Origin of the sequence: Streptomyces sp. NPDC059994, from assembly GCF_042737755.1 — a bacterium.
Taxonomy (GTDB): Bacteria; Actinomycetota; Actinomycetes; order Streptomycetales; family Streptomycetaceae; genus Streptomyces.
This window is the reverse complement of sequence record NZ_JBHWUR010000008.1, coordinates 80,778-101,516: the sequence shown is the minus strand read 5'-3', so window position 1 is coordinate 101,516 and position 20,739 is coordinate 80,778. Positions and strand designations below refer to the sequence as shown.

Annotated in this window: 20 protein-coding genes; 11 read left to right on the top strand and 9 right to left on the bottom strand. The window is 70.9% G+C overall.

Annotated elements, in window-relative coordinates:
- Positions 1 to 34: 34 nt before the first annotated feature.
- From pheA to ACFWA7_RS07345, 3 genes are all read left to right on the top strand, one after another.
- Complete coding sequence (gene pheA / locus ACFWA7_RS07355; protein ID WP_385536247.1) at positions 35 to 970, top strand: prephenate dehydratase; 936 nt, start codon at positions 35 to 37, stop codon at positions 968 to 970.
- A gap of 562 nt (positions 971 to 1,532) precedes the next feature.
- Positions 1,533 to 2,822, top strand: coding sequence for a serine--tRNA ligase (gene serS / locus ACFWA7_RS07350; protein ID WP_385821531.1), 1,290 nt, complete (start codon positions 1,533 to 1,535; stop codon positions 2,820 to 2,822).
- The gene (locus ACFWA7_RS07345) at positions 2,819 to 3,640 is read left to right on the top strand and encodes an HAD family hydrolase (protein ID WP_385821529.1); all 822 of its coding nucleotides are present in this window, start codon (positions 2,819 to 2,821) and stop codon (positions 3,638 to 3,640) included. Before serS ends, ACFWA7_RS07345 begins: the two co-directional genes overlap by 4 nt.
- Before the next feature lie 169 nt (positions 3,641 to 3,809).
- Here the strand turns inward: ACFWA7_RS07345 and ACFWA7_RS07340 are convergent, their stop codons facing one another.
- From ACFWA7_RS07340 to ACFWA7_RS07320, 5 genes are all read right to left on the bottom strand, one after another.
- Positions 3,810 to 4,484, bottom strand: a complete 675-nt coding sequence (locus ACFWA7_RS07340; RefSeq protein WP_385821527.1) for a rhomboid-like protein — start codon at positions 4,482 to 4,484, stop codon at positions 3,810 to 3,812.
- A 105-nt stretch (positions 4,485 to 4,589) separates the two neighbouring features.
- Positions 4,590 to 5,309 (bottom strand): ABC transporter permease, encoded by a 720-nt coding sequence (locus ACFWA7_RS07335; RefSeq protein ID WP_385536239.1) that lies wholly within the window; start codon positions 5,307 to 5,309, stop codon positions 4,590 to 4,592.
- A gap of 17 nt (positions 5,310 to 5,326) precedes the next feature.
- Positions 5,327 to 6,238 carry an ABC transporter ATP-binding protein gene (locus ACFWA7_RS07330; RefSeq protein ID WP_385536237.1) on the bottom strand — a complete coding sequence of 304 codons (912 nt, stop codon included), beginning with the start codon at positions 6,236 to 6,238 and terminating at the stop codon, positions 5,327 to 5,329.
- The gene (locus ACFWA7_RS07325) at positions 6,235 to 7,140 is read right to left on the bottom strand and encodes an ABC transporter permease (RefSeq protein WP_385536235.1); all 906 of its coding nucleotides are present in this window, start codon (positions 7,138 to 7,140) and stop codon (positions 6,235 to 6,237) included. Before ACFWA7_RS07325 ends, ACFWA7_RS07330 begins: the two co-directional genes overlap by 4 nt.
- 16 nt (positions 7,141 to 7,156) lie before the next feature.
- The gene (locus tag ACFWA7_RS07320) at positions 7,157 to 8,179 is read right to left on the bottom strand and encodes an ABC transporter ATP-binding protein (protein WP_385536286.1); all 1,023 of its coding nucleotides are present in this window, start codon (positions 8,177 to 8,179) and stop codon (positions 7,157 to 7,159) included.
- Between the two features lie 269 nt (positions 8,180 to 8,448).
- Between ACFWA7_RS07320 and ACFWA7_RS07315 the strand changes: the two genes are divergently transcribed.
- From ACFWA7_RS07315 to ACFWA7_RS07300, 4 genes are all read left to right on the top strand, one after another.
- Positions 8,449 to 9,297 carry a M24 family metallopeptidase gene (locus ACFWA7_RS07315; RefSeq protein ID WP_385821525.1) on the top strand — a complete coding sequence of 283 codons (849 nt, stop codon included), beginning with the start codon at positions 8,449 to 8,451 and terminating at the stop codon, positions 9,295 to 9,297.
- 26 nt (positions 9,298 to 9,323) lie between these two features.
- On the top strand, positions 9,324 to 11,078 hold the full coding sequence (locus ACFWA7_RS07310; protein ID WP_385821576.1) for an SDR family oxidoreductase: 1,755 nt from the start codon (positions 9,324 to 9,326) through the stop codon (positions 11,076 to 11,078).
- The gene (locus tag ACFWA7_RS07305; protein ID WP_385821523.1) at positions 11,075 to 12,004 is read left to right on the top strand and encodes a metal-dependent hydrolase; all 930 of its coding nucleotides are present in this window, start codon (positions 11,075 to 11,077) and stop codon (positions 12,002 to 12,004) included. Before ACFWA7_RS07310 ends, ACFWA7_RS07305 begins: the two co-directional genes overlap by 4 nt.
- A 254-nt stretch (positions 12,005 to 12,258) precedes the next feature.
- The gene (locus ACFWA7_RS07300; protein WP_385536282.1) at positions 12,259 to 13,155 is read left to right on the top strand and encodes a MerR family transcriptional regulator; all 897 of its coding nucleotides are present in this window, start codon (positions 12,259 to 12,261) and stop codon (positions 13,153 to 13,155) included.
- Positions 13,156 to 13,211: 56 nt separating this feature from the next.
- On the opposite strand, the gene ACFWA7_RS07295 is transcribed toward ACFWA7_RS07300, so the two are convergent.
- On the bottom strand, positions 13,212 to 13,784 hold the full coding sequence (locus ACFWA7_RS07295; RefSeq protein WP_385536229.1) for a hypothetical protein: 573 nt from the start codon (positions 13,782 to 13,784) through the stop codon (positions 13,212 to 13,214).
- Positions 13,785 to 13,893: 109 nt separating this feature from the next.
- Between ACFWA7_RS07295 and ACFWA7_RS07290 the strand changes: the two genes are divergently transcribed.
- The 3 genes from ACFWA7_RS07290 to ACFWA7_RS07280 all read left to right on the top strand — a co-directional run bounded on the left by ACFWA7_RS07290 (position 13,894) and on the right by ACFWA7_RS07280 (position 15,543).
- On the top strand, positions 13,894 to 14,409 hold the full coding sequence (locus tag ACFWA7_RS07290; RefSeq protein ID WP_385536227.1) for a PadR family transcriptional regulator: 516 nt from the start codon (positions 13,894 to 13,896) through the stop codon (positions 14,407 to 14,409).
- A gap of 52 nt (positions 14,410 to 14,461) precedes the next feature.
- A complete protein-coding gene (locus tag ACFWA7_RS07285; protein ID WP_385821521.1) occupies positions 14,462 to 15,016 on the top strand; it encodes an RNA 2'-phosphotransferase in 555 nt (184 codons plus the stop codon).
- A gap of 65 nt (positions 15,017 to 15,081) precedes the next feature.
- Positions 15,082 to 15,543 (top strand): hypothetical protein, encoded by a 462-nt coding sequence (locus tag ACFWA7_RS07280; RefSeq protein WP_385821519.1) that lies wholly within the window; start codon positions 15,082 to 15,084, stop codon positions 15,541 to 15,543.
- Positions 15,544 to 15,616: 73 nt separating this feature from the next.
- Here ACFWA7_RS07280 and ACFWA7_RS07275 read toward each other — a convergent pair whose 3' ends face one another.
- Positions 15,617 to 16,513 (bottom strand): LLM class flavin-dependent oxidoreductase, encoded by an 897-nt coding sequence (locus ACFWA7_RS07275; protein ID WP_385536223.1) that lies wholly within the window; start codon positions 16,511 to 16,513, stop codon positions 15,617 to 15,619.
- A gap of 279 nt (positions 16,514 to 16,792) precedes the next feature.
- Here ACFWA7_RS07275 and ACFWA7_RS07270 point away from each other — a divergent pair, with 279 nt between their 5' ends.
- Complete coding sequence (locus ACFWA7_RS07270) at positions 16,793 to 17,671, top strand: Cof-type HAD-IIB family hydrolase (RefSeq protein WP_385536221.1); 879 nt, start codon at positions 16,793 to 16,795, stop codon at positions 17,669 to 17,671.
- A gap of 45 nt (positions 17,672 to 17,716) precedes the next feature.
- On the opposite strand, the gene ACFWA7_RS07265 is transcribed toward ACFWA7_RS07270, so the two are convergent.
- Together ACFWA7_RS07265 and ACFWA7_RS07260 are read right to left on the bottom strand one after the other, a co-directional pair.
- Complete coding sequence (locus ACFWA7_RS07265) at positions 17,717 to 18,796, bottom strand: peptidoglycan DD-metalloendopeptidase family protein (RefSeq protein WP_385821517.1); 1,080 nt, start codon at positions 18,794 to 18,796, stop codon at positions 17,717 to 17,719.
- Between the two features lie 145 nt (positions 18,797 to 18,941).
- Complete coding sequence (locus ACFWA7_RS07260; RefSeq protein ID WP_385536217.1) at positions 18,942 to 20,672, bottom strand: GAF domain-containing sensor histidine kinase; 1,731 nt, start codon at positions 20,670 to 20,672, stop codon at positions 18,942 to 18,944.
- Positions 20,673 to 20,739: the final 67 nt, after the last annotated feature.

Genomic DNA, 20,739 nt, shown 5'->3' with positions numbered 1-20,739 from the left:
TCGCCCGTGACGGCAGGCCATTAGGGTGACGAGTATGTCCGCCACGCGATACACCTATCTGGGTCCCGAAGGCACCTTCACCGAGGCCGCCCTGCGCACGCTGCCGGAGGCGGCGACCCGTGAGCTGGTGCCGATGGTGTCCGTGCCCGCCGCGCTCGACGCGGTACGCAACGGGGAGGCCGCCGCCGCACTCGTGCCGATCGAGAACTCGGTGGAGGGCGGGGTCACCGCGACCCTGGACGAGCTGGCCTCCGGTGAGCCGCTGATGATCTACCGCGAGGTGCTGCTGCCGATCGCCTTCGCGTTGCTGGTGCGGCCGGGGACGAAGCTGTCGGACGTCAAGACGGTGACCGGGCACCCGGTGGCCCAGCCGCAGGTGCGCAACTGGCTGCGTACGCATCTGCCCGAGGCGCTGTGGGAGTCGGCCGCGTCCAACGCGGACGGCGCCCGCCTCGTCCAGGAGGGCCGGTTCGACGCGGCGTTCGCGGGCGAGTTCGCGGCGGCGACATACGGCCTGGTGCCGCTGGTCACCGAGATCCACGACGCGGAGAACGCGGAGACGCGGTTCGTCCTGGTGGGCCGCCCGGCCCGGCCGGCCGCGCCGACCGGGGCGGACAAGACGTCCGTGGTGATCTGGCTGGGCGACGACCACCCGGGCGCGCTGCTCGAACTGCTCCAGGAGTTCGCCGTACGCGGGGTCAACCTGATGCTCATCCAGTCCCGGCCGACGGGTGCGGGCATCGGCAACTACTGCTTCGCGGTGGACGCCGAGGGCCACATCTCGGACCGGCGCGTCGGCGAGGCGCTGATGGGGCTGAAGCGGATCTGCCCAAAGGTGCGCTTCCTCGGCTCGTACCCGCGTGCGGGCGTGACGGCCGACGAGGTGCGAACGGTACGGCCGGGGACCTCGGACGCCGAGTTCGTGGCGGCGGCGGAGTGGCTGGCTCGCAGCCAGGACGGCCGGGCCTGAGCACGTTTTCCACCGGCCCCGCCCGCGGTCCTACCTGCCGATTTTCACTGTCCACAAAGTTATCCACAGGCTCTCTTCTCGACCTGTGGGTAAGTCGACAACGCAACCAGACAGAGTCGACAAATACCTCTAGTGACGACACACCGTCCACAGAAGATCAGCAGGGACGATGTCACCCCAATTCCCTCGATCAACTCTTTAGAGCGAGCAATTCCCACCCGAATGAGTGTGTGGAAGGGGTGCGAACTGGGAATCCTTGGCCCCGCATCGCGCCATGGAAGGGATCTCCCTGGCGGTCCACAGGAAGTCCCCACACCCTGTGGATAACTTTCCCGACCTGGACACCTCTGTGGACAAGCCCCTTGAGCCGCAAGGGATTCGGGTCAACGAAAGTCCGGAAAGCACCCCTTTTCAGGGAAAAGGCCTGCCTTTATTGACGCCCGTCCCGGAATTCCCCCACCACATTTCCCAATACGGTCAATTCGGGCAAACTGACACGCGGAACGAGCGTGACGGGGATATCCGGTGGGGTGCCAGGGATCCGCACCGGTAGCCTGGAGGGGTGATTGACCTTCGCCTGCTCCGTGAGGACCCCGACCGTGTTCGCGCCTCCCAGCGCGCCCGTGGAGAGGACGTCGCGCTCGTCGACGCCCTGCTCTCAGCCGACGAGCGGCGCAGGTCGTCCGGCGTCCGCTTCGACGAGCTGCGCTCCGAGCAGAAGGCGCTCGGCAAGCTCATCCCCAAGGCCTCGCCCGAGGAGCGCGCCCAGCTCCTGCAGAAGGCCGAGCAGCTCAAGGCCGACGTCAAGAGCGCCGAGGCCGAGCAGAACGAGGCGGACGAGGCGGCCAAGCACCTCCTGCTCCAGCTCGGCAACATCGTCCACGAGGACGTGCCGGTCGGCGGCGAGGAGGACTTCGTCGTCCTGGAGACGCACGGCACCGTCCGCGACTTCGCGGCCGAGGGCTTCGAGCCCAAGGACCACCTGGAGCTCGGCGAGGCGCTGGGCGCCATCGACGTCGAGCGCGGCGCCAAGGTCTCCGGCTCGCGCTTCTACTACCTGACGGGTGTCGGCGCGCTCCTGGAGCTCGCCCTCGTCAACGCGGCGATCGCGCAGGCCACCGAGGCCGGCTTCATCCCGATGCTCACCCCGGCGCTGGTCCGCCCGCGCGCCATGGAGGGCACCGGCTTCCTCGGCCAGGCCGCGGAGAACGTGTACCACCTGGAGAAGGACGACTACTACCTGGTCGGCACCTCCGAGGTCCCGCTCGCCGCGTACCACATGGACGAGATCCTCGACGCGGACAAGCTGCCGCTGCGCTACGCGGGCTTCTCGCCCTGCTTCCGTCGCGAGGCCGGTACGTACGGCAAGGACACCCGGGGCATCTTCCGGGTCCACCAGTTCGACAAGGTCGAGATGTTCTCGTATGTCCACCCGGACGACGCCGAGAACGAGCACAAGCGGCTCCTGGACTGGGAGAAGCAGTGGCTGACCGGCCTCGAACTGCCCTTCCAGGTGATCGACGTGGCCACCGGCGACCTGGGCTCCTCGGCCTCGCGCAAGTACGACTGCGAGGCGTGGATCCCGACGCAGGGCAAGTACCGCGAGCTGACCTCGGCCTCCAACTGCGACAGCTTCCAGGCGCGCCGGCTGTCCGTACGGATGCGCGACAACGCCGACGGCAAGAGCAAGGTCCAGCCGCTGTCGACGCTGAACGGCACGCTCTGCGCGGTGCCGCGCACCATCGTGGCGATCCTGGAGAACCACCAGCAGGCCGACGGCTCCGTGCGGGTCCCGGCCGTGCTCCGCCCGTACCTGGGCGGCCGCGAGGTGCTGGAGCCCATCGCCAAGTGAGCACCGCCCCGGGGAAGCCGTTCCCGTACAAGCTGATCGCGACCGATCTTGACGGGACGCTGCTGCGCTCCGACGAGACGGTCTCGGAGCGCACCCGTGAAGCGCTCGCCGCGGCCACCGCGGCGGGCGCGGCCCACATCGTGGTGACCGGCCGCTCGGTGCCCTGGACCCGGCACGTCCTGGACGACCTGGGGTACCAGGGCCTCGCGGTGTGCGGCCAGGGCGCGCAGGTCTACCACGCGGGCGAGCACCGTCTGCTGACATCGGTGACGCTGGACCGCCAGCTGGCGGGGCTCGCGCTCTCGAAGATCGAAGCCGAGGTCGGCCCGCTGGCGCTGGCCGCGAGCCGGGACGGGCTCGACGGCGAGGTGCTGGTCGGCCCCGGCTACCGGGTCCACGAGGGCTCGCTGCCGGTCGTCGCCTTCGACCAGGTCGCCGAGTTGTGGTCGGCGCCGCTGAACAAGGTCTACATCCAGCACCCGGAGCTCGGGGACGACGCGCTGGCGCGGATCGCGCGCCAGGTCGTCGGCAGCCTCGTCGACGTGGTGATGGCGGGCGAGGGCGTGGTGGAGCTGCTTCCGCTGGGCCTGAGCAAGGCGACGGGCCTGTCGCTGGCCGCGCGCCGGCTCGGCTGCCGGTCGACGGACACGATCGCGTTCGGCGACATGCCCAACGACATCCCGATGTTCGGCTGGGCCGAGCACGGCGTGGCCATGGCCAACGCCCACGACGAGCTGAAGGCCGTCGCCCACGAGATCACGGCGTCCAACGAGGACGACGGGATCGCGGTGGTCCTGGAGCAGTTGCTGGGCGCGTGAGGGCGTACGTACGGGAGCGCCCTTACGGGAGCGCCTGTACGAGAGCCCTGTACGGGCAGAAGTAAGCAGAGGTAAGGGGCGTCCGCCATAGGTGGACGCCCCTTACTGATCCCCGTGCCCCGGGGTGACCCGCGCCGTAGCGCGCTCGAAGCGGTCTGCCCTGGGGCCCTCAACCACTGTGCACCGCACGCCCGTTCGAAGCCACTGATTTACCCCTGGTCAGCGGCCAGAAAGCCAGCCCGATGGCCAGCGAGACCGCATGCCCGATGTCCGTGAACGTGGCCCCCGTCAGCAGCGGGATCCCGAAGAAAGCGACCACGCACGCGAGGTAGAGCCACCGCCACGGCTGCGGCAGCCGGTACACCAGCAGCCCCGCCGAAGCGGCGAGCCCGTAGCTGACCCCGATGTCCACCACGTGCGCCATCCGTTTGGGCACCTCGTGGTTCTGGATGCTCCACAGGATCACTTCCTGGCTGATCAGCGTGGCCGCGACATGGGCTGCGGCGACCGCGACCAGCCACCGTACGGTGCCGATCCAGCGCTCCACCGGCGCGTGGACGAGCTCGAAGAGCACCAGGTACAGCAGGAACGAGGACGGGTTCTCGATCCAGAACGCGCTGGTGAACAGCGACTGGGCGGGGTGCTTGGTGAGCTGGTGGATGTTGCTGCTGTTGCGGTGCAGCAGATAGTGCTCAAGGCCCTGGCTGGACAGTTCGATGACGATGCTCGTGATCGCGATGACCAGCAGCCAGATGTGCGTCCCCGGCGAGGAGCGCACCCAGGCCCGAACCGGCCGGGCCGGCTCGGGGGCCCGGCGCGTGCCCGGACCGTGAAGCGTCGTCATCCCTCGATGATGACCCGGGCGGGGCCGGAAGACCGCCGCCCGGGTCGCGGGAGGGCGACACCTGCCCCGGAGTTCACACTTCGGCGCGCGTCACCCCCCAGCGCCTCACTCCTCCCCGGCCAGCTTCAGCGTCCGCAGCTTCTGGCCCGCGTACCAGGTCGCCAGGACCGTGACCGCCGTCAGCAGGACGACCGCGGCCGGCAGGCCGACGTCCGAGGTGATGAAGCCGTTCGTGCCGATCCGCTCGGCGAGGGCGAGCGACCACTGCTGGACGCTCAGCGTGCGCGCGCCCGGGACCAGGTTGCCGAACAGGCTCTCCCAGACCAGCGCGTAGACCAGGCCGAAGACCACCGCGTGCCGGGTGACCGTGCCCAGGAGCAGGAAGACCGCCGCGTACGCGATCGAGGCGACCAGGGCCGCGACCGTGTAGGCGATCGCGATCTGCTGGCCGTTGCCGTTGAGGATCATTCCGGCGATGAAGGTGGGGACGGCCGAGAAGGCCATGGTCACCGCGATCGCCACGATCAGCTTGGTGAGGATGATCGTCGGGCGTTTCACCGGCTTGGCCAGCAGATAGACGATCGAGCCGTCGTCGATCTCGGGCCCGATGGCTCCGGTGCCCGCGATGACGCCGATCAGCGGGACCATCGTGGCGAGCGCGAACCCGCCGAGCAGATTGGCCGCGACCTGGTCGTCGGCGCCGCTGAAGGACCGTACCGCCGCCGAGATGACGATCAGCAGCACCGGCAGCACGCAGAGGATGGCGGCCCGGCGGCGGCCGAGCAGGGCCCGGTAGGTGAGCCGGGCGACTGTGGGGTTGTACATGACGCTCACAGCTCCTTTCAGGCCGCTACGAGGTAGGAGAAGACGGATTCGAGCGACTCGTCGGACGGCGAGACGGTCAGCAGACGGATCCCGTGCGCCTTCGCGACCTGCGGGAGCAGCGTCGTGAACCGCCCGAAGTCGACCGCCTGGACGCGCAGCGCGCCCTCCTTGAGGTCCACCTCGATCCCGGCCGTCGACGGGTCGGCGATCAGCGCGGCGGCGAGCGCGCGGTCGTCGCTGGAGCGGATCAGATAGCGGTGCGGGCGGTCGGTCATCAGCCGGCGGATCTTGCGGAAGTCACCGCTCGCCGCGTGCCGCCCGGCCACGATCACCTCGATGTGCGCGGCGAGCTGCTCGACCTCTTCGAGGATGTGCGAGGAGAACAGGACGGTGCGGCCCTCGGCGCCCATCCGCCGCAGCAGCTCCATCAGCTGCATGCGCTGGCGCGGGTCCATGCCGTTGAACGGCTCGTCGAGCAGCAGCACCGAAGGGTCGTGGACCAGCGCGGACGCCATCTTCACGCGCTGGCGCATGCCCTTGCTGTACGTCTGGATCTTGCGGTCCTGCGCGTACTCCATCTCGACCGTGGCGAGCGCCCGCTGGGCCTCCCTGGCCCCGAGCCCGTGCAGCTCGGCGTTGGCGACGACGAACTCGCGGCCGGTCAGGAAGTCGTACATCGCCTCCCGCTCGGGGACGATGCCGATCTGCCGGTAGACGTCCTCGTTGCGCCAGATGGGGCGCCCGTCGAGCGTCACGCTTCCCGTCGAGGGGGCGAGGAAACCACCCATCATGTTGATGAGCGTGGACTTTCCGGCGCCGTTGGGGCCGAGCAGTCCGGTCACCCCGGGGCCGACCGACATGGTGACGTCGTTGACGGCCACCACGTTGCCGAACCAGCGTGAGGTGTGGTCGATGTCGATGGTGGTCACAGCCCGACCTTCCGGTAGCGGCGCATCAGGACGGCGTACGAGCCGGCGGTCAGCGCGAGGACGACGAGCAGATACACCGCGCCGGCTCCCGCGCCCGGCCCCTCGCGGCCCGGGAAGGCCGAGGTCGCGCCGAGGAAGGCGGTCTGCACCCCGTCGATGAGCGTGATGGGGGAGAAGAGCCCGAGCCACTGGATGACCCCGGTGGACTGCTGGTCGAAGGCGACGCCCTGGACCGCGGAGACCGCCCCGTAGGAGATGGTCAGCACGGCGATGACGGCCGCGACGCCGAAGCCGCGGCGCGGGGTGAGCGCCGAGACCACCAGGCCGATGCCGGCGAACAGGAGCGAGAGCAGCGCCACGGAGACCAGTCCCTGTGCGAACCCCTTGGTCTGGTCCGCGAAGTCGAGTTTGGCGAGCAGCGCGCCCACGTAGAGCACGACGAGCGGCGCCGCGGTGAGGATGAAGAGCGCGGAGGCCATCGCCGCGAACTTGGCGAGGACGTAGTCCACCCGCTCGATGGGCCGCGAGAAGTACAGCGGCACGGTACGGAACCGCAGGTCGCGTGAGACGGTCTGGGGGGCCTGCGCGGCGATGAAGAGGCCGATGACGGCCTGCATCAGGATCGCGTTGCGCGTGTAGTCCACCGGCAGGTCGTTGGCCTTGGTGGCGACGGCGACCGCGACCATGATGGCCGCGGGCAGGCACATCACCGCGAAGAGCAGCATCGGCAGCACCTTGGACTTGGCGCTGCGGCCCAGTCCGTACGCCCCGCGCAGCGACTGCGAGAAGAGCGAGCGCCGTGCGTACGCCCGGCCCAGGCGCGGGCCGTCGTAGTCGCGGTAGCCGATGTTGTGGATCTGGGTCTGGGCGCTCTGGGTCTGGGCGATCTGGGTCTGTGTCATCCGAGTCCCTGCGGCCTCAGCTGCCATGGCTGCCGCCTCCGTTCTGCTGTGCGGCGGCGGTCGCTGCCCAGGCTGCGGCGCGCTCGGAGACCGGCTCCGGGGCCTGCGCCGGGGTCTTGAAGACCTCCGCGATGTGGTGGCGGCGCTGCTCCATCCGTACGAGCCCGAGGCCGAGCCCGGCGACGGTGTCGCGCACCACGTCGTACGTCTCCTCGCCCGCCGCCTCCACGAGCAGGATGTGCCCGGCGCCCGGCAGTCCTTCCTCCACGCCCGCGTGGAGCGTGATGCCGGCCGCGACGAGCGCGCCGCGCACGGCTTCGGCGCCGTCCGGGTGCGTGTCGGAGTCGGTGACCTCGACCGCGAGGGTGGTGGTGGTCTGGGTGAAGTCGCTGGTGGAGCTGGACCGCAACAGCGTGCCGCCGTCGATGACCACTACGTGGTCACAGGTGCGCTCCAGCTCACCAAGGAGGTGCGAGGTGACCAGGACGGAGATGCCGAAGTCGGTGTGGATGCGGCGGATCAGGCCGAGCATCTCGTCGCGGCCGACCGGGTCGAGCCCGTTGGTCGGCTCGTCGAGCAGGACCAGCTGCGGGTCGTGGACCAGCGCCTGCGCGAGCTTGACGCGCTGCTTCATACCGGTCGAGTAGCCGCCGATCGGGCGGTACCGCTCTTCGTAGAGCCCTACGTGGCGCAGGGTGTCGGCGGTGCGCTCGCGGGCGGCGGTCACCGGGAGGCCCGACATGCGCGCCATGTGCACGACGAACTCGGTGGCCGAGACATCGGGCGGCAGACAGTCGTGCTCCGGCATGTAGCCGACGCGCTCACGGATCGCGCCACCGCTGGTGGCGACATCGAGGCCGAGCACCGCGGCGGTGCCCTCCGTGGCCGGGGAGAGGCCGAGGAGGATCTTGATCAACGTCGACTTGCCGGCTCCATTGGCACCCACCAGGCCGGTCACACCGGGCCCGATGTCCAAGGAGAGCCGGTCAAGCGCGGTCACCCGGGGGAACCGCTTGCTCAGGCTTTCGGTCGCGATCACATTCACACTTCGAAGGTAGTGGCGCAGACCACATCGATCGTCAGACCAGGCGGCTGTATCCGTGTCCGACTCCAGAGGTACGGACCCGTAGATGCCCCCTACGGAAGAGTGACGGAACCCCGAGAAACGCCCTCCGAAGGGGCATCGGGTTGTCCACAACGCGGTCGTTGTCCACAGGCGGACGCAGAACCCTTGACGTAGCCGCCGGGCATTGTCACATTCATCAGTGTCAAGTTACGCACGCGTACGACGACAGGGGTGTGGGCGCGATGCCAACGGCGGTCAGGACGGAACTCGACGCGCGGCTCAGCGGGTTCAGGGAAGTGCAGCGGCTCGCCTACGAGTGCGCGGAGGCCATCGCGGCCCAGCTCAAGCCGGGTGTGACGGAGCGCGAGGCGGCCCGCATGCAGCGGGAGTGGCTGCGCGAGCGCGGTGTGCGGGACTGGTTCCATCTGCCGTTCGCCTGGTTCGGGGACCGCACGGCGTTCATGAACTTCCGCATCCCGCTCCAGTTCTTCCCCACCAACCGGAGGCTGGAGGCGGGGATGCCGTTCATCCTCGACATGGCCCCGGTCCACAAGGGCTTCACGGCCGACATCGGCTACTCGGGCTGCCTCGGCCTCAACCCCGTGCACAACCGGCTCCTCGCGGATCTGGAGGCGCACCGGGAGCTGATCCTGCGCGAGGTCCGCGAGCAGCGGCCGCTGCGCGAGATCTACGAGGACGTGGACCGGCTCATGGTCCGCCAGGGCTACGCCAACCGGCACCGCGCGTACCCGTTCGGCGTGATCGCCCACAAGGTCGACCAGGTCAAGGAGCGCCGCTGGTCGCCGAACGTCTTCGGGTTCGGCACCCAGTCCCTCAAGGGCCTGGCGAGCGACGCGCTGCACGGCCACCGCGACGGCTGGTCGCCGCTGTGGAGTCCCTACAAGTTCTCCGACCACCCGCCCCGGCCGGGGCTGTGGGCGGTCGAGCCGCACCTCGGGTTCCGGGGTACGGGCGCGAAATTCGAGGAGATCCTGGTCGTCACCGACTCCAAGGACCCCGAACAGAGCGCGTTCTGGCTGGACGACGATCTGCCGCATGTGCGGCGCTGGGCCGAGGAGAAGGCGGCGTGAGCGTGGGAGACCGGGCGGGCAACGGTATGGAGGGCGCGCGCGAGCGCTGGGTGCGCACGGGAGGGATCGAGCTGTGCGTCGCCGAACTCGGCGACCCGGAGCAGCCGACCGTGGTGCTCGTGCACGGCTATCCGGACAGCAAGGAGGTCTGGTCGGAGGTCGCCGTCCGGCTGGCCGAGCGCTTCCACGTCGTGCTGTACGACGTACGGGGCCACGGCCGCTCGACCGCTCCGGCCCCGCTGCGCGGCGGCTTCACCCTGGAGAAGCTGACCGATGACTTCCTGGCGGTCGTCGACGCGGTGAGCCCGGACAGGCCGGTGCACCTGGTCGGCCACGACTGGGGCTCCGTACAGGCCTGGGAGTTCGTGACCGTCGAGCGCACCGAGGGCCGGATCGCCTCCTTCACCTCGATGTCCGGCCCCTCCCTCGACCACTTCGGGCACTGGATCAAGAGCCGGATGACCCGCCCGACCCCCCGCCGGGTGGGCCAGCTGCTCGGCCAGGGCGCCAAGTCCTGGTACGTGTACATGCTGCACACCCCGGTCCTTCCCGAGCTCGCCTGGCGCGGCCCGCTCGGCAAGCAGTGGCCGAGGATCCTCGAACGGGTGGAGAAGGTCCCCTCCGGCGACTACCCCACGTCCTCCCTGCCCCAGGACGCGGCGCACGGCGCCTGGCTCTACCGGGACAACATCCGGGCCCGGCTGCGCCGACCGCGCGCCGACGCGTACGCGCACGTGCCGGTGCAGCTGATCACGCCGACCGGCGACGCGTTCCTCTCCGAGCGGCTCTACGACGACCTGGAGCTCTGGGCACCCCAGTTGGTCCGCCGCACCCTGCCCGCCAAGCACTGGATTCCGCGCACCCGGCCCGACCGCCTGGCCGCCTGGATCACCGAGTTCATCGCCGCCAACGAGGACGGCGTCCCGGCCAAGGACGCCGTGGCCAGCGGCCCGTACGCGGACCGCTTCGGCGGACAGCTGGTCCTCGTCACCGGCGCCGCCAGCGGCATCGGGCGGGCCACCGCCTTCGCGTTCGCGGAGGCCGGGGCGCGGATCGTCGCCGTGGACCGGGACGCGGAGGGTGCGGCCCGGACCGCCGACATGTCCCGGCTCATCGGCGCCCCCGAGGCCTGGGCCGAGACGGTCGACGTCAGCGACGAGCAAGCCATGGAGAAGCTCGGCGAGAAGGTCGCCGCCCGGTACGGCATCGTGGACGTCCTGGTGAACAACGCCGGGATCGGCCTCTCCGGCTCGTTCTTCGACACCACCACCGAGGACTGGAAGAAGGTCCTCGACGTCAATCTGTGGGGCGTCATCCACGGCTGCCGGATCTTCGGCAGGCAGATGACCGAGCGCGGCCAGGGCGGCCACATCGTCAACACCGCCTCGGCGGCCGCCTACCAGCCCTCCAAGGCGCTGCCCGCGTACTCCACCACCAAGGCGGCGGTGCTGATGCTCAGCGAGTGCCTGCGCGCCGAACTGGCCGGGCAGGGCATCGGCGTCAGCGCCATCTGCCCCGGCTTCGTCAACACCAACATCACCTCCACCGCCCGCTTCGCCGGGGTCGACGAGGCCGAGGAGAAGCGCCGCCAGAAGAAGTCCGCCCGGCTGTACGGCCTGCGCAACTACCCGCCGGAGAAGGTCGCCACGGCGATCCTGCGCGCGGTCGTGAAGAACCAGGCCGTGGTGCCGGTGACGCCCGAGGCCCGCGGCGCCCACCTCATGTCCCGCTTCACTCCCCGCACCCTGCGCGCGATCGCCCGACTGGAGCCACCGCTGTGAGCCCGGACCGACTGGAGGGCGCGGGTCCGGAGCAGTACAGGATCACCCCGCGGCGGGTCTCGTTCGACTGGCACGAGACCCCCCTGCACTGGATACCGGACGAGCCCACCGCGACCCATGTCATCAACGTCCTGCACCTGCTCCTGCCGGCGGGCGAACGGTGGTTCGTGAAGGTCTTCAAGGAAGCCCTTCCGCTGGTCACCGACCCGGCACTGCTCAAGGACGTCAAGGGCTTCATGGGCCAGGAGGCCACCCACAGCGTCCAGCACGCCTACGTCCTCGACCACCTCGCCGAGCAGCGCCTCGACACCGCCGCCTACACCCGCCACGTCGACTTCCTCTTCGACAAGCTCCTCGGTGAGCGGCCCCCGTTCGGCGCGCCGATACCGACCCAGGAGTGGCTGCGCTTCCGGCTCTCGCTGATCGCCGCGATCGAACAGTTCACCGCGGTCCTGGGGGACTGGGTGCTGCACGCCGAGGCCCTCGACCTGGCCGGCTCGGACCCGGTCATGCTCGACCTGCTGCGCTGGCACGGCGCCGAGGAGGTCGAACACCGCGCCGTCGCCTTCGACATGTACCAGCACTGCGGCGGCGAGGGCCTGCCCCGCTACGCCCGCCGGGTGGAGGGCATGGTCGTGGTCGCCCCGGTGCTGCTCTGGCTGTGGGGGTGGGGCACCTCCTATCTGATCCGCAACGACCCCCAGCTCGCCGGCCGACTGCGCTACTCGCTGCGCGAGCACAACGGGGCGGTACGGCGCGGGCTGCTGCCCAGCTGGAAGGAGCTCGGCGCGGCCATACCCCGTTACTTCCGGCGGTCGTACCATCCCTCGCAGGAGGGCTCCCTGCGCAAGGCCGCCGAATATCTCGCGACCTCGCCGGCGGCCCGTGCGGCAGCGGGTGCGGTGGGCCGCGCCGCCCTGGGGTAGAGGGAGACGGTTTGTCCGGGCAGCCAGCAACACAGTCATCGGCGGCGCCGGGTGTGTCGGCGGCGCCGGACCACGCCCCGGTGCCCTCGGCCGTGCCGGCCCAGCCTCCGGTCCGGCCGACGGCCCAGGCGGCGCTCCAGCCCCCGGTCCCGGCTCCGGTCCAGTCACCGGCTCAGCAAGCCGTCCAGCAGGCGGTCCAGCCCGCGCCACAGCAAGCGGGGCCACACTCCCTCCCCTCCTCGTCCGAGTACCGCATCGAGGACCTGGCCCATGCGAGCGGCGCCACGGTCCGTACGATCCGCGCCTACCAGGACCGCGGGCTGCTGCCCAGGCCCGAGCGCCGCGGCCGGTCCAATGTGTATGGCGAGGCCCATCTGGCCCGACTGCGCCTGATCGCCGATCTGCTCGACCGCGGTTACACCCTGGCCTCCATCAAGGAACTCCTGGAGGCCTGGGACGCGGGCCGCGGCCTCGGCGGTGTCCTCGGCCTGGTCGCCGAGGTCAACGGGCCCTGGACCGACGAGGAGGCCGCCCGGATCTCCCGGGACGATCTCGACGCCACCTTCGGCGGCGAGCCCGACGACCAGGCCGTCGCCGAGGCGGTCGAACTGGGCATCCTGGAACGCATCCCCGGCAACGACCGCGAGTTCCTGGTCCCCAGCCCGCAGGAGCTGGCGGTCGCCGCCGAGCTTCACGCGGCCGGGGTTCCCCTGGACGCCATCTCCGGGCATCTGCGCGAGCTGCGCGGCCAGGTGGAGCACATCGCGGCCCGCTTCCTCGACTTCACCACCGAGCACGTCTTCGCCCGTTATCTGGGCCACCGGCCGCCCACCGACGCGGAGGCTGCCGAGGCCGCCGGCCTGGTGCGCCGGTTGCGCCCGCTCGCCCAGCAGACCGTGGACGCCGAACTGGCCCGGGCCATGCGCCTGTTCGCCACCCGGCACCTTCAGCAGCATCTCGGCGCCGCGGCCCCGGCCGTCCCGGCCGATCCCGACCCCGGGCCGGTCACCCTGCCCGCGCACACGGTCCGGGCCGTACAGGCCCTGGTCGGCCCGGAGAACGTCGCCGCGTTCATCTCCGCCGCGGCCGAACGGGAGGTTCAGTCCCGTACGTTGGACGCTCTCTCGGCCCGGCCGTTGTCCACAGAATAGCCACAAACCCTGTGGATAACCGCACTTGTCTGTGGATCAAACCTAACTGACCGTCATCACTCCGTGATTGCCGTCACTTTGGCGGCCTGAGCGGAGCGCCGGGCGCTCTCCGGGTACTTGGCGGTGAAGAGTGCGGGCAGCGCGAACCCGGCGACCTGCACGGCTATCGCGGCGGTGCTGCCCAGCGACTCGGCGTGGATGACGGCGAGCCCGACGGCGGTGACGGTGAAGGCGGCGGCCCAGGCGGCGGTCAGCACCACGTTGATGCGCAGGAACACCGGGTTGTTCCACACCTCGCGCGGCGCCTGCCGCTTGGCTATCCCGGTGGTGAAGGGCCGCCGGACGGCCAGCGTCGCCCAGGCGGTGAGGGCCAGCCAGCCGGTGGCCAGCGCCCCGCCGTACTCCCGCAGGCCGCTGTCCGGCGCAGCGAAGGCCACAACGCTCAGCACGGCGAAGAAGGCGATGGTGGACTGCTCAAGAATCAGCGAGTCGGCCGCCGCACCACCCTTGCGGTCGGTGTAGAACAGCCAGGCTCCCACGGCGAGCGCGGCGACCGCGCCCCACTGCCAGTGCGCGCTGCCAACGGCGGCGAAGACGATCCACGGGATGAAACCGCGCAGGTAGTTCATGGGAGTCCCCCTTCGTCGGGCTCTCGCCCGCTCCACATTCCAACTTCGACATGTCAAAATTAGGGGTTCCTGCATTGACGTGTCAAGAGTGGAATGTAAAGTTGAGGTCATGAGCCTTCGTCACGCGGTCCTGGGGCTGCTGGCCGAACGTCCGGCCAGCGGCTACGACCTGATGAAACTGTTCGAGACCTCGCTCTCCCACGTCTGGTCGGCGACCCAGAGCCAGGTCTACGGCGAGCTGGGAAAGCTCGCCGACTCCGGCCTGATCGAGGTGGCGGCCGCGGGCCCCCGGGGCCGCAAGGAGTACGCCATCACCGACCCGGGCCGGGCCGAGCTGCGCCACTGGCTCACCGAGACCGAGCCCTCCCGCACCCGCCGCAGCGACTCCCTGCTGCGCGTCTTCTTCCTCGGCCTCCTCACCCCGCTGGAGGCGCAGACGTACCTTCTGACCGAGGCCGAGCGCTCCGCCCGCCAGCTCGCCGGCCTCCGGGAGGCGGAGGCCGCGATCGAGTGGGACAACGACCCGCTCTCCCTCCACGGCCGACTGGCCCTGGAGTACGGCAAGCGGCTCAGCGCGATGCACGAAGAGTGGGCCCGCTGGGCGGCCGAGCAGCTCAAGACGTGACGCCGAGGGAAATTGGGGTGCCGGGACGGTCCCTGCCCGGCACCCTGGCGGCATGACCGAAACACCGGACGACAGACGCACCGTGAAGGTGTCCAAATACCTGTCGAAACACCTGCGCCACCAGCCCGAACGCATCGGGCTGACCCTCGACCCGCACGGCTGGGTCGAGATCGGCACCTTGCTGCGGGCGGCTGCCGCGCACCGCTTCCCCCTCACCCGTGCCGAGCTCGACCATGTCGTCGCCGTCAACGACAAGCGCCGGTTCGCGATCGAGGGCGACCGGATCCGGGCCAGTCAGGGCCACACCGTCGCCGTCGACCTGGGCCTGCCGGCCGCCGAGCCGCCCGCGTACCTCTACCACGGCACCGTTGCCCCCAGCCTGGACGCGATCCGGGCCGAGGGGCTGCGGCCCATGGGCCGCCACCATGTACACCTCTCCGCCGACCGCGAGACGGCGACCCGGGTCGGTGCCCGGCGCGGCCGCCCCGTCGTCCTGAGCGTGGACGCCGCGGCGATGCGGCGGGACGGGCATGTCTTCCACATCAGCGCGAACGGGGTGTGGCTCACCGACTCCGTACCGCCGAAGTACCTGCGCCTTCCGGAGTGAGGTCCGCTGCCGAGTGAGGCCCGCTGCCGGGTCGGGTCGTGCTCTCCGATGGGATGATCGGCGGCATGGCATATCCGCGTCTGCCCAGCACCGAGAGCGCCGTCGCCGCGATCCGCGAGGTCGCCCGCGCGCACCACCTCGCCGTCGAGGTCACCCACGACATAGGCGCCGACCGCTCCTCGCGCCGCAGCTCGGCCGGGGCGTTCGCCGTCCTGGACCCGGACGGTTCGCTTCCGCACGAGGCGTTCGTCGAGCTCGGCGGCTCTCCCGCCGTCACCGTGCAGCTCTTCACGGAGGACGACGCGAAGATCACCGTCGACGGTGTGGAGTTCAACGACGTGCCGCGCGACGCGGTTCCCGCGTTCCTCCGCTCGGTCTACGGCGACCTGGCGTACGTCAAGGGCCGCTTCTTCCCGCCGGGGTGGTGGCTGGTGGTGCCGCTGCCAGGCGACGAGACGTACAAGGAACTCGTCCTCGGCGGCACGCTCACGCCCTGGCTGGGCGGACGCGTACGCGCCAAGAGCTGAGCCGCGCAGGCCCTACGGGCCCGGGAGCGGCGGCAGGGCGGGGAACGGGGGCATCGCCAGTGCCCCCGCCGCGTCAGCGCAGTTGCGCCAGCCCCTCCGTGGCGATCTGCTCGAACACCTTCCGGTCTGCGGCGAAGCCCGAGTCAGGGATCGGCGCGTGCAGAACGATCTCCGTCACACCGAGCTCGAAGTGCCTGCCCGCGAAGTCCACGAAGGAGTCGAGCGACTCCAGCACCCGCCCGGGCTCCGGCGTGAAGCCGGTGAGCAGGATCTTGTCCAGTTCGTCCACATCACGGCCGATGTCGGCGCAGGCCTCGCCGAGCTTCTTGATCTGGCCGCGGATCGCCTCGACCGACTGGTCGGGCGTGCCCGACTCGAAGAGCTTCGGGTCGCCCGTGGTCACCCACGCCTGCCCGTGCCGCGCAGCCAGCTTCAGCCCGCGCGGACCGGTGGCCGCCACGGCGAACGGCAGCCGCGGCCGCTGCACACAGCCGGGGATGTTGCGCGCCTCGACCGCCGAGTAGAAGGTGCCCTCGGACGTCACCGAGTCCTCGGTCAGGAGCCGGTCGAGCAGCGGCACGAACTCGGCGAAGCGGTCGGCCCGCTCGCGCGGCGTCCACGCCTGCTGGCCGAGCGCGGTGGCGTCGAAGCCGTTGCCACCGGCCCCGATCCCGAGCGTGATCCGGCCGTTCGAGACGTCGTCGAGCGTTATCAGGTCCTTGGCGAGGGTCACCGGGTGCCTGAAGTTCGGCGAGGTGACCAGCGTGCCGAGCCGCATCCGCGACGTGGCGGCAGCAGCGGCGGTCAGCGTCGGCACCGCGCCGAACCACGGCCCTTCGCGGAACGTCCGCCAGGACAGGTGGTCGTAGGTGTACGCGGTGTGGAAGCCCAGCTCCTCGGCTCGCAGCCACTCGTCGCGACCGCCGTCGTGCCAGCGGCGTACCGGAAGAATCACAGTGCTCAGACGCATACCTACGACACTAACGGCTGCCTCTGACACTCCCGGCCTCCCACCGTCGCCCCTGGCGTCTCACTGGCCTCGGCCCGGTGGTGCCGGGGGGCCCGCCGGCCTCGCCGCGGGTGCGCCAGGCAGCAAGGCAGGCTGGCAGGGGTGGCCAGAGTGTCGCACCAGGGCCAGCAGAGGCCGGCCAGAGCCCGGCGCCTCATGCGCCCCCTGCGCCCCGCACGCCCCAGCGTGCGTACTCACATGTGCGCTCCCTCGCACGCCCGTGCACCGGTGTACGGGAGAATGGGATCTGTGACCTCAGCTACCGAGCCCCTCCCCGCCGAACACCCCGCCCCTGTCGTCCCCCGGCTCATCGCGACCGACCTGGATGGCACGTTGCTGCGCGACGACAAGTCCGTCTCGGAGCGTACGGTCGCGGCGCTCGCGGCCGCCGAGGAGGCGGGTATCGAGGTCTTCTTCGTCACCGGCCGCCCCGCCCGCTGGATGGACGTCGTCAGCGAGCACGTCCACGGCCACGGCCTGGCGATCTGCGGCAACGGCGCGGCCGTCGTCGATCTGCATGACGGCGTCGGCGAGCACCGGTTCGTCAAGGTCCGCCCGTTGGAGCGTGCGGCCGCCCTGGACGTCGTCGAGATCCTGCGCGCCGCCGTCCCGGGCACGTCCTTCGCCGTCGAGCAGACCGGCGGGCTCCACCACGAACTGTCCTATCCGCCGATGCTGATGGATGCCGCCAGCAGCATCGCGCCCGCCGAGAAGCTGCTGGCCGAGGGCGCCGACACGGGCGGCGAGCCCATCCTCAAGGTGCTCGCCCACCACCCCGAGCTGCCGCCCGACGACTTCCTCGCGCTGGCCCGCAAGGCCGTGGGGGCGCGCGCCGAGATCACCCGGTCCAGTCCGACCGCGCTCCTTGAGATCAGCGGCCCGGGCGTCTCCAAGGCGTCCACACTCGAACTGTGCTGCGCCGAGCGCGGCATCACCCCTGCCGAGGTCGTCGCCTTCGGCGACATGCCCAACGACGTCGAGATGCTCACCTGGGCGGGCACCTCGTACGCCATGGGCAACGCCCACCCGGACGTCGTGGCCGCCGCCTCGGGTCACACGGTCGCCAACAACGACGACGGCGTGGCGGTCGTCATCGAGCGGATCCTCGCCTCCCTCTGAGCCGCACTCCCGCAACGCGCGCGTCCTTCAGCGGCACAGCCGGCGTCACGGGCCGTCCGGTTCCGGCTCGGCGGCGCTGCTGTGCAGCGTCACCCCGCGCTCGCTCAGCCACGGCACCGGATCGACAGCCGAGCCCATCTCGGGGGTGAGCCGGATCTCGAAGTGGAGGTGCGGGCCGGTCGAGTTGCCGGTGGTGCCCGCCTGACCGATCCACTGGCCGGTGCTCACCCGGTCGCCCTGGTCCACGGTGACCGCCGCGAGATGCGCGTACTGCGAGTAGTAGCCGCCGGGGTGCCCGACGACGATCTCGATCCCGAAGCCGCCGCCGCACGAGACGGAGACGACCCGGCCCGCGCCGACCGCCCGTACCGGCGTGCCGATGTCCACCGCGAAGTCCTGGCCGGTGTGGCGCTTGGCCCAGCGCTCGCCCGCGCTGTCGAAGCCCGCCGACAGGCGGTGCGTCTCCACGGGCGCCGTCCACGCACTCGCGGGGCGTGAGCCCGGCGACTCCTCAAGGCGTACGGCGCCACGGCACCGGCCCGCCGCCACGCTCCGGTCGGCCTCGCCCTGGAGCTCCCGGCGCGCCTCCTCCAGGCGCGCTGCGATGGACTTCTTGATGCCCTCCAGCTGGCCCCTGCGGTCCGCGAGCTCATGCCAGGCGTCCTGTGCCCGCCGCTGGGCCGTTGTGAGCCGCCCTTCTGCGCGCCGCGCCTTCCCATAGAGCCTGGCCACGTCCATGTCGGCCTGCCAGGACAGCCTCTGACCGCGCATCAGCTCCTCAGGGTCGTCGGCGAGCAGCAGCTGTGCGGTGTAGGCGATGTTCCCGCCGGTCCGGTACTGGGCACGGGCCACCCGGCCCATGTCGTCATGGAGCCGTGCGAGATCGCGCCGCCGGTCAGCGAGAACCCGGTCGAGCCACTCCGCCTTCGCCCGCTGGGCCTCGGCCGCACCTCTGCCCTGCTCATACGCGGCGGTCACATGGGCGGCGTTCAGATAACGCCGTGCCATGGCCAGGCTCGTACGGGGCACATCGGGGTCGTCGGCGGCCGTGGCGGCGGAAGTGAGCGGCCCGGCGAGGACGCACAGGACCAGCATGAGAGCCCTGCACAGGTGTCCGAGACGCATGCCCGGATCGTCGCGCGGCCGGAGTGTGTTTCACGTGAAACACACCTCTCACCCGGGGGCCGCTCCCCCCAAGTGGCGTACAGATACGGGGTCGAGGCGGCCCGCGCGGTGGCGGTCGGGGTTCAGCGGGCTCGCGGCCTGCCCCCTAAAGCGGGGCCTCCCACACCACTGCCGTCCCGCCGCCGTCCTCCCCGGTCCCGGGCCCGTACGTACTGGACCCGCCCAGCGCCTCCGCACGCCGCCCCAGATTGCGCAGCCCGCTGCGGCGGCCGCCCTCGGGGATGCCGACCCCGTTGTCCGCGACGATGAGCCGCACGCCCTGACTCCCGTCCGGGAGCTGGACGGTGGCGTCCACGACGACCTCGATACGCGAGGCCTCGGCGTGCCGGAAGGCGTTGGACAGTGCCTCGCGCAGGGCCGCGATGAGGTTTTTGCCGGTCAGCTCACCGACGAGGGCGTCGACCGGGCCGACGAAGCGGTGCGCGGGCGTGAAGCCGAGCGGCACCGCCGCCATGTTGATCTCCCGCAGCACCCGGGTGCGCAGCCCGGACGGCACCTCAGCCGGCCCCTGCTGGAGCGCGAAGATCGCCGTGCGGATCTCCTGGATCGTCACGTCCAGCTCGTCGACGGCCTTGCCGACGCCCCGCTGCACCTCGGGCACGACCGACTTGCGCTGGGCACCCTCCAGCATCATCCCGGTGGCGAACAGCCGCTGGATGACCAGGTCGTGGAGGTCCCGGGCGATGCGGTCGCGGTCCTCGTACACGGCGAGCCGCTCCCGGTCCCGCTGCGCCTCCGCCATCATCAGCGCGAGCGCCGCCTGTGAGGCGAACTGCGTGGCCAGCGTCCGCTCCGCCTCGGTGAACGGGCGGCCTCCCCGCGCACGCGGGGTGGCGAGAGCGCCCAGCACCCGGCCGCCGCTGTGCAGCGGCAGCATCATGCTCGGCCCGTACCGCTCCGCGAGTTTGGTGATCATCCGGGCGTCGGTCGCCGCGTCGTCCATGAAGACCGCCTCGCCGTCCAGAAGTGTGGCGACGACCGGGCTCTCCGGGGGAATCACCACGCCCAGCACCGAGCCTGGTTCGTCGGAGGAGACGGCGACGATCTCAAGGCCGCCCTCCTCGGCGGGCAGCAGCACGATTCCGGCGGCGGAGTCCGCGAGGTGCCGGGCCTGCTCGGCGACGACCTCCAGGGCGTCGTCCGCGTCGCCGCCCGAGAGCAGCGCGGTGGTGACGGCGACCGATCCGTCGATCCACCGCTCCCGCTGGCGCGCCGCCTCGTACAGCCGGGCGTTGCCGATCGCGATCCCCGCCTCGGTGGCCAGCACCCGCACCATGTGCAGGTCGTAGTCGTTGAACTCGGCCCCGCCGCTCTTCTCAGTGAGATAGAGGTTCCCGAAGACCTCGCCCTGCACCCGGATGGGAACTCCGAGGAAGGTCCGCATCGGTGGGTGGTGCGCGGGGAATCCAGCCGAGCGCGGGTCTGCGGAGAGGTCTCCGAGCCGCAGCGGCTCGGGGTGGTGGATCAGCCGGCCGAGCAGCCCCCGGTGACCGTCCGGGCGTCGGCCGATGGCGGCGGCCTCCTCGAACGTGACGCCGTACGTCACGAAGTCGGAGAGTCCCGTGCCCGTCTCGTCGACGACCCCGATCGCCGCGTACCGGGCGTCGGCCAGCTCGGCGGCGGTCTCGCAGATCCGGTCGAGCGTGGAGTGCAGCTCCAGGCCGGTACCGACGGAACGCATCGCCTCAAGCAGCCGCGGCAGGCGCGCGGTGAGCTCGGTGGACAGACCCTGGAGGCTTCGGGTGGCCAGGGTCGCCGCTTCGAGCGCGTCACGGTCCTCGGTGTCCTGGGGGTCCTTCGGATCCGGCACTGACATGCCCTTGAGCCTAGTAAGTCCCAATTGGCGAGGAAAGTCGGTCCTGGCGGGCAGCAGGGGGGCAGAA

Excerpts from the sequence above, each read along its gene's own strand:
- pheA (WP_385536247.1), top strand. The coding sequence starts at position 35 with ATGTCCGCCACGCGATACACCTATCTGGGTCCCGAAGGCACCTTCACC.
- ACFWA7_RS07340 (WP_385821527.1), bottom strand. The coding sequence starts at position 4,484 with ATGACGACGCTTCACGGTCCGGGCACGCGCCGGGCCCCCGAGCCGGCC.
- ACFWA7_RS07335 (WP_385536239.1), bottom strand. The coding sequence starts at position 5,309 with ATGTACAACCCCACAGTCGCCCGGCTCACCTACCGGGCCCTGCTCGGC.
- ACFWA7_RS07325 (WP_385536235.1), bottom strand. The coding sequence starts at position 7,140 with ATGACACAGACCCAGATCGCCCAGACCCAGAGCGCCCAGACCCAGATC.
- ACFWA7_RS07315 (WP_385821525.1), top strand. The coding sequence starts at position 8,449 with ATGCCAACGGCGGTCAGGACGGAACTCGACGCGCGGCTCAGCGGGTTC.
- ACFWA7_RS07310 (WP_385821576.1), top strand. The coding sequence starts at position 9,324 with ATGGAGGGCGCGCGCGAGCGCTGGGTGCGCACGGGAGGGATCGAGCTG.
- ACFWA7_RS07295 (WP_385536229.1), bottom strand. The coding sequence starts at position 13,784 with ATGAACTACCTGCGCGGTTTCATCCCGTGGATCGTCTTCGCCGCCGTT.
- ACFWA7_RS07290 (WP_385536227.1), top strand. The coding sequence starts at position 13,894 with ATGAGCCTTCGTCACGCGGTCCTGGGGCTGCTGGCCGAACGTCCGGCC.
- ACFWA7_RS07285 (WP_385821521.1), top strand. The coding sequence starts at position 14,462 with ATGACCGAAACACCGGACGACAGACGCACCGTGAAGGTGTCCAAATAC.
- ACFWA7_RS07280 (WP_385821519.1), top strand. The coding sequence starts at position 15,082 with ATGGCATATCCGCGTCTGCCCAGCACCGAGAGCGCCGTCGCCGCGATC.
- ACFWA7_RS07275 (WP_385536223.1), bottom strand. The coding sequence starts at position 16,513 with ATGCGTCTGAGCACTGTGATTCTTCCGGTACGCCGCTGGCACGACGGC.
- ACFWA7_RS07270 (WP_385536221.1), top strand. The coding sequence starts at position 16,793 with ATGGGATCTGTGACCTCAGCTACCGAGCCCCTCCCCGCCGAACACCCC.
- ACFWA7_RS07265 (WP_385821517.1), bottom strand. The coding sequence starts at position 18,796 with ATGCGTCTCGGACACCTGTGCAGGGCTCTCATGCTGGTCCTGTGCGTC.
- ACFWA7_RS07260 (WP_385536217.1), bottom strand. The coding sequence starts at position 20,672 with ATGTCAGTGCCGGATCCGAAGGACCCCCAGGACACCGAGGACCGTGAC.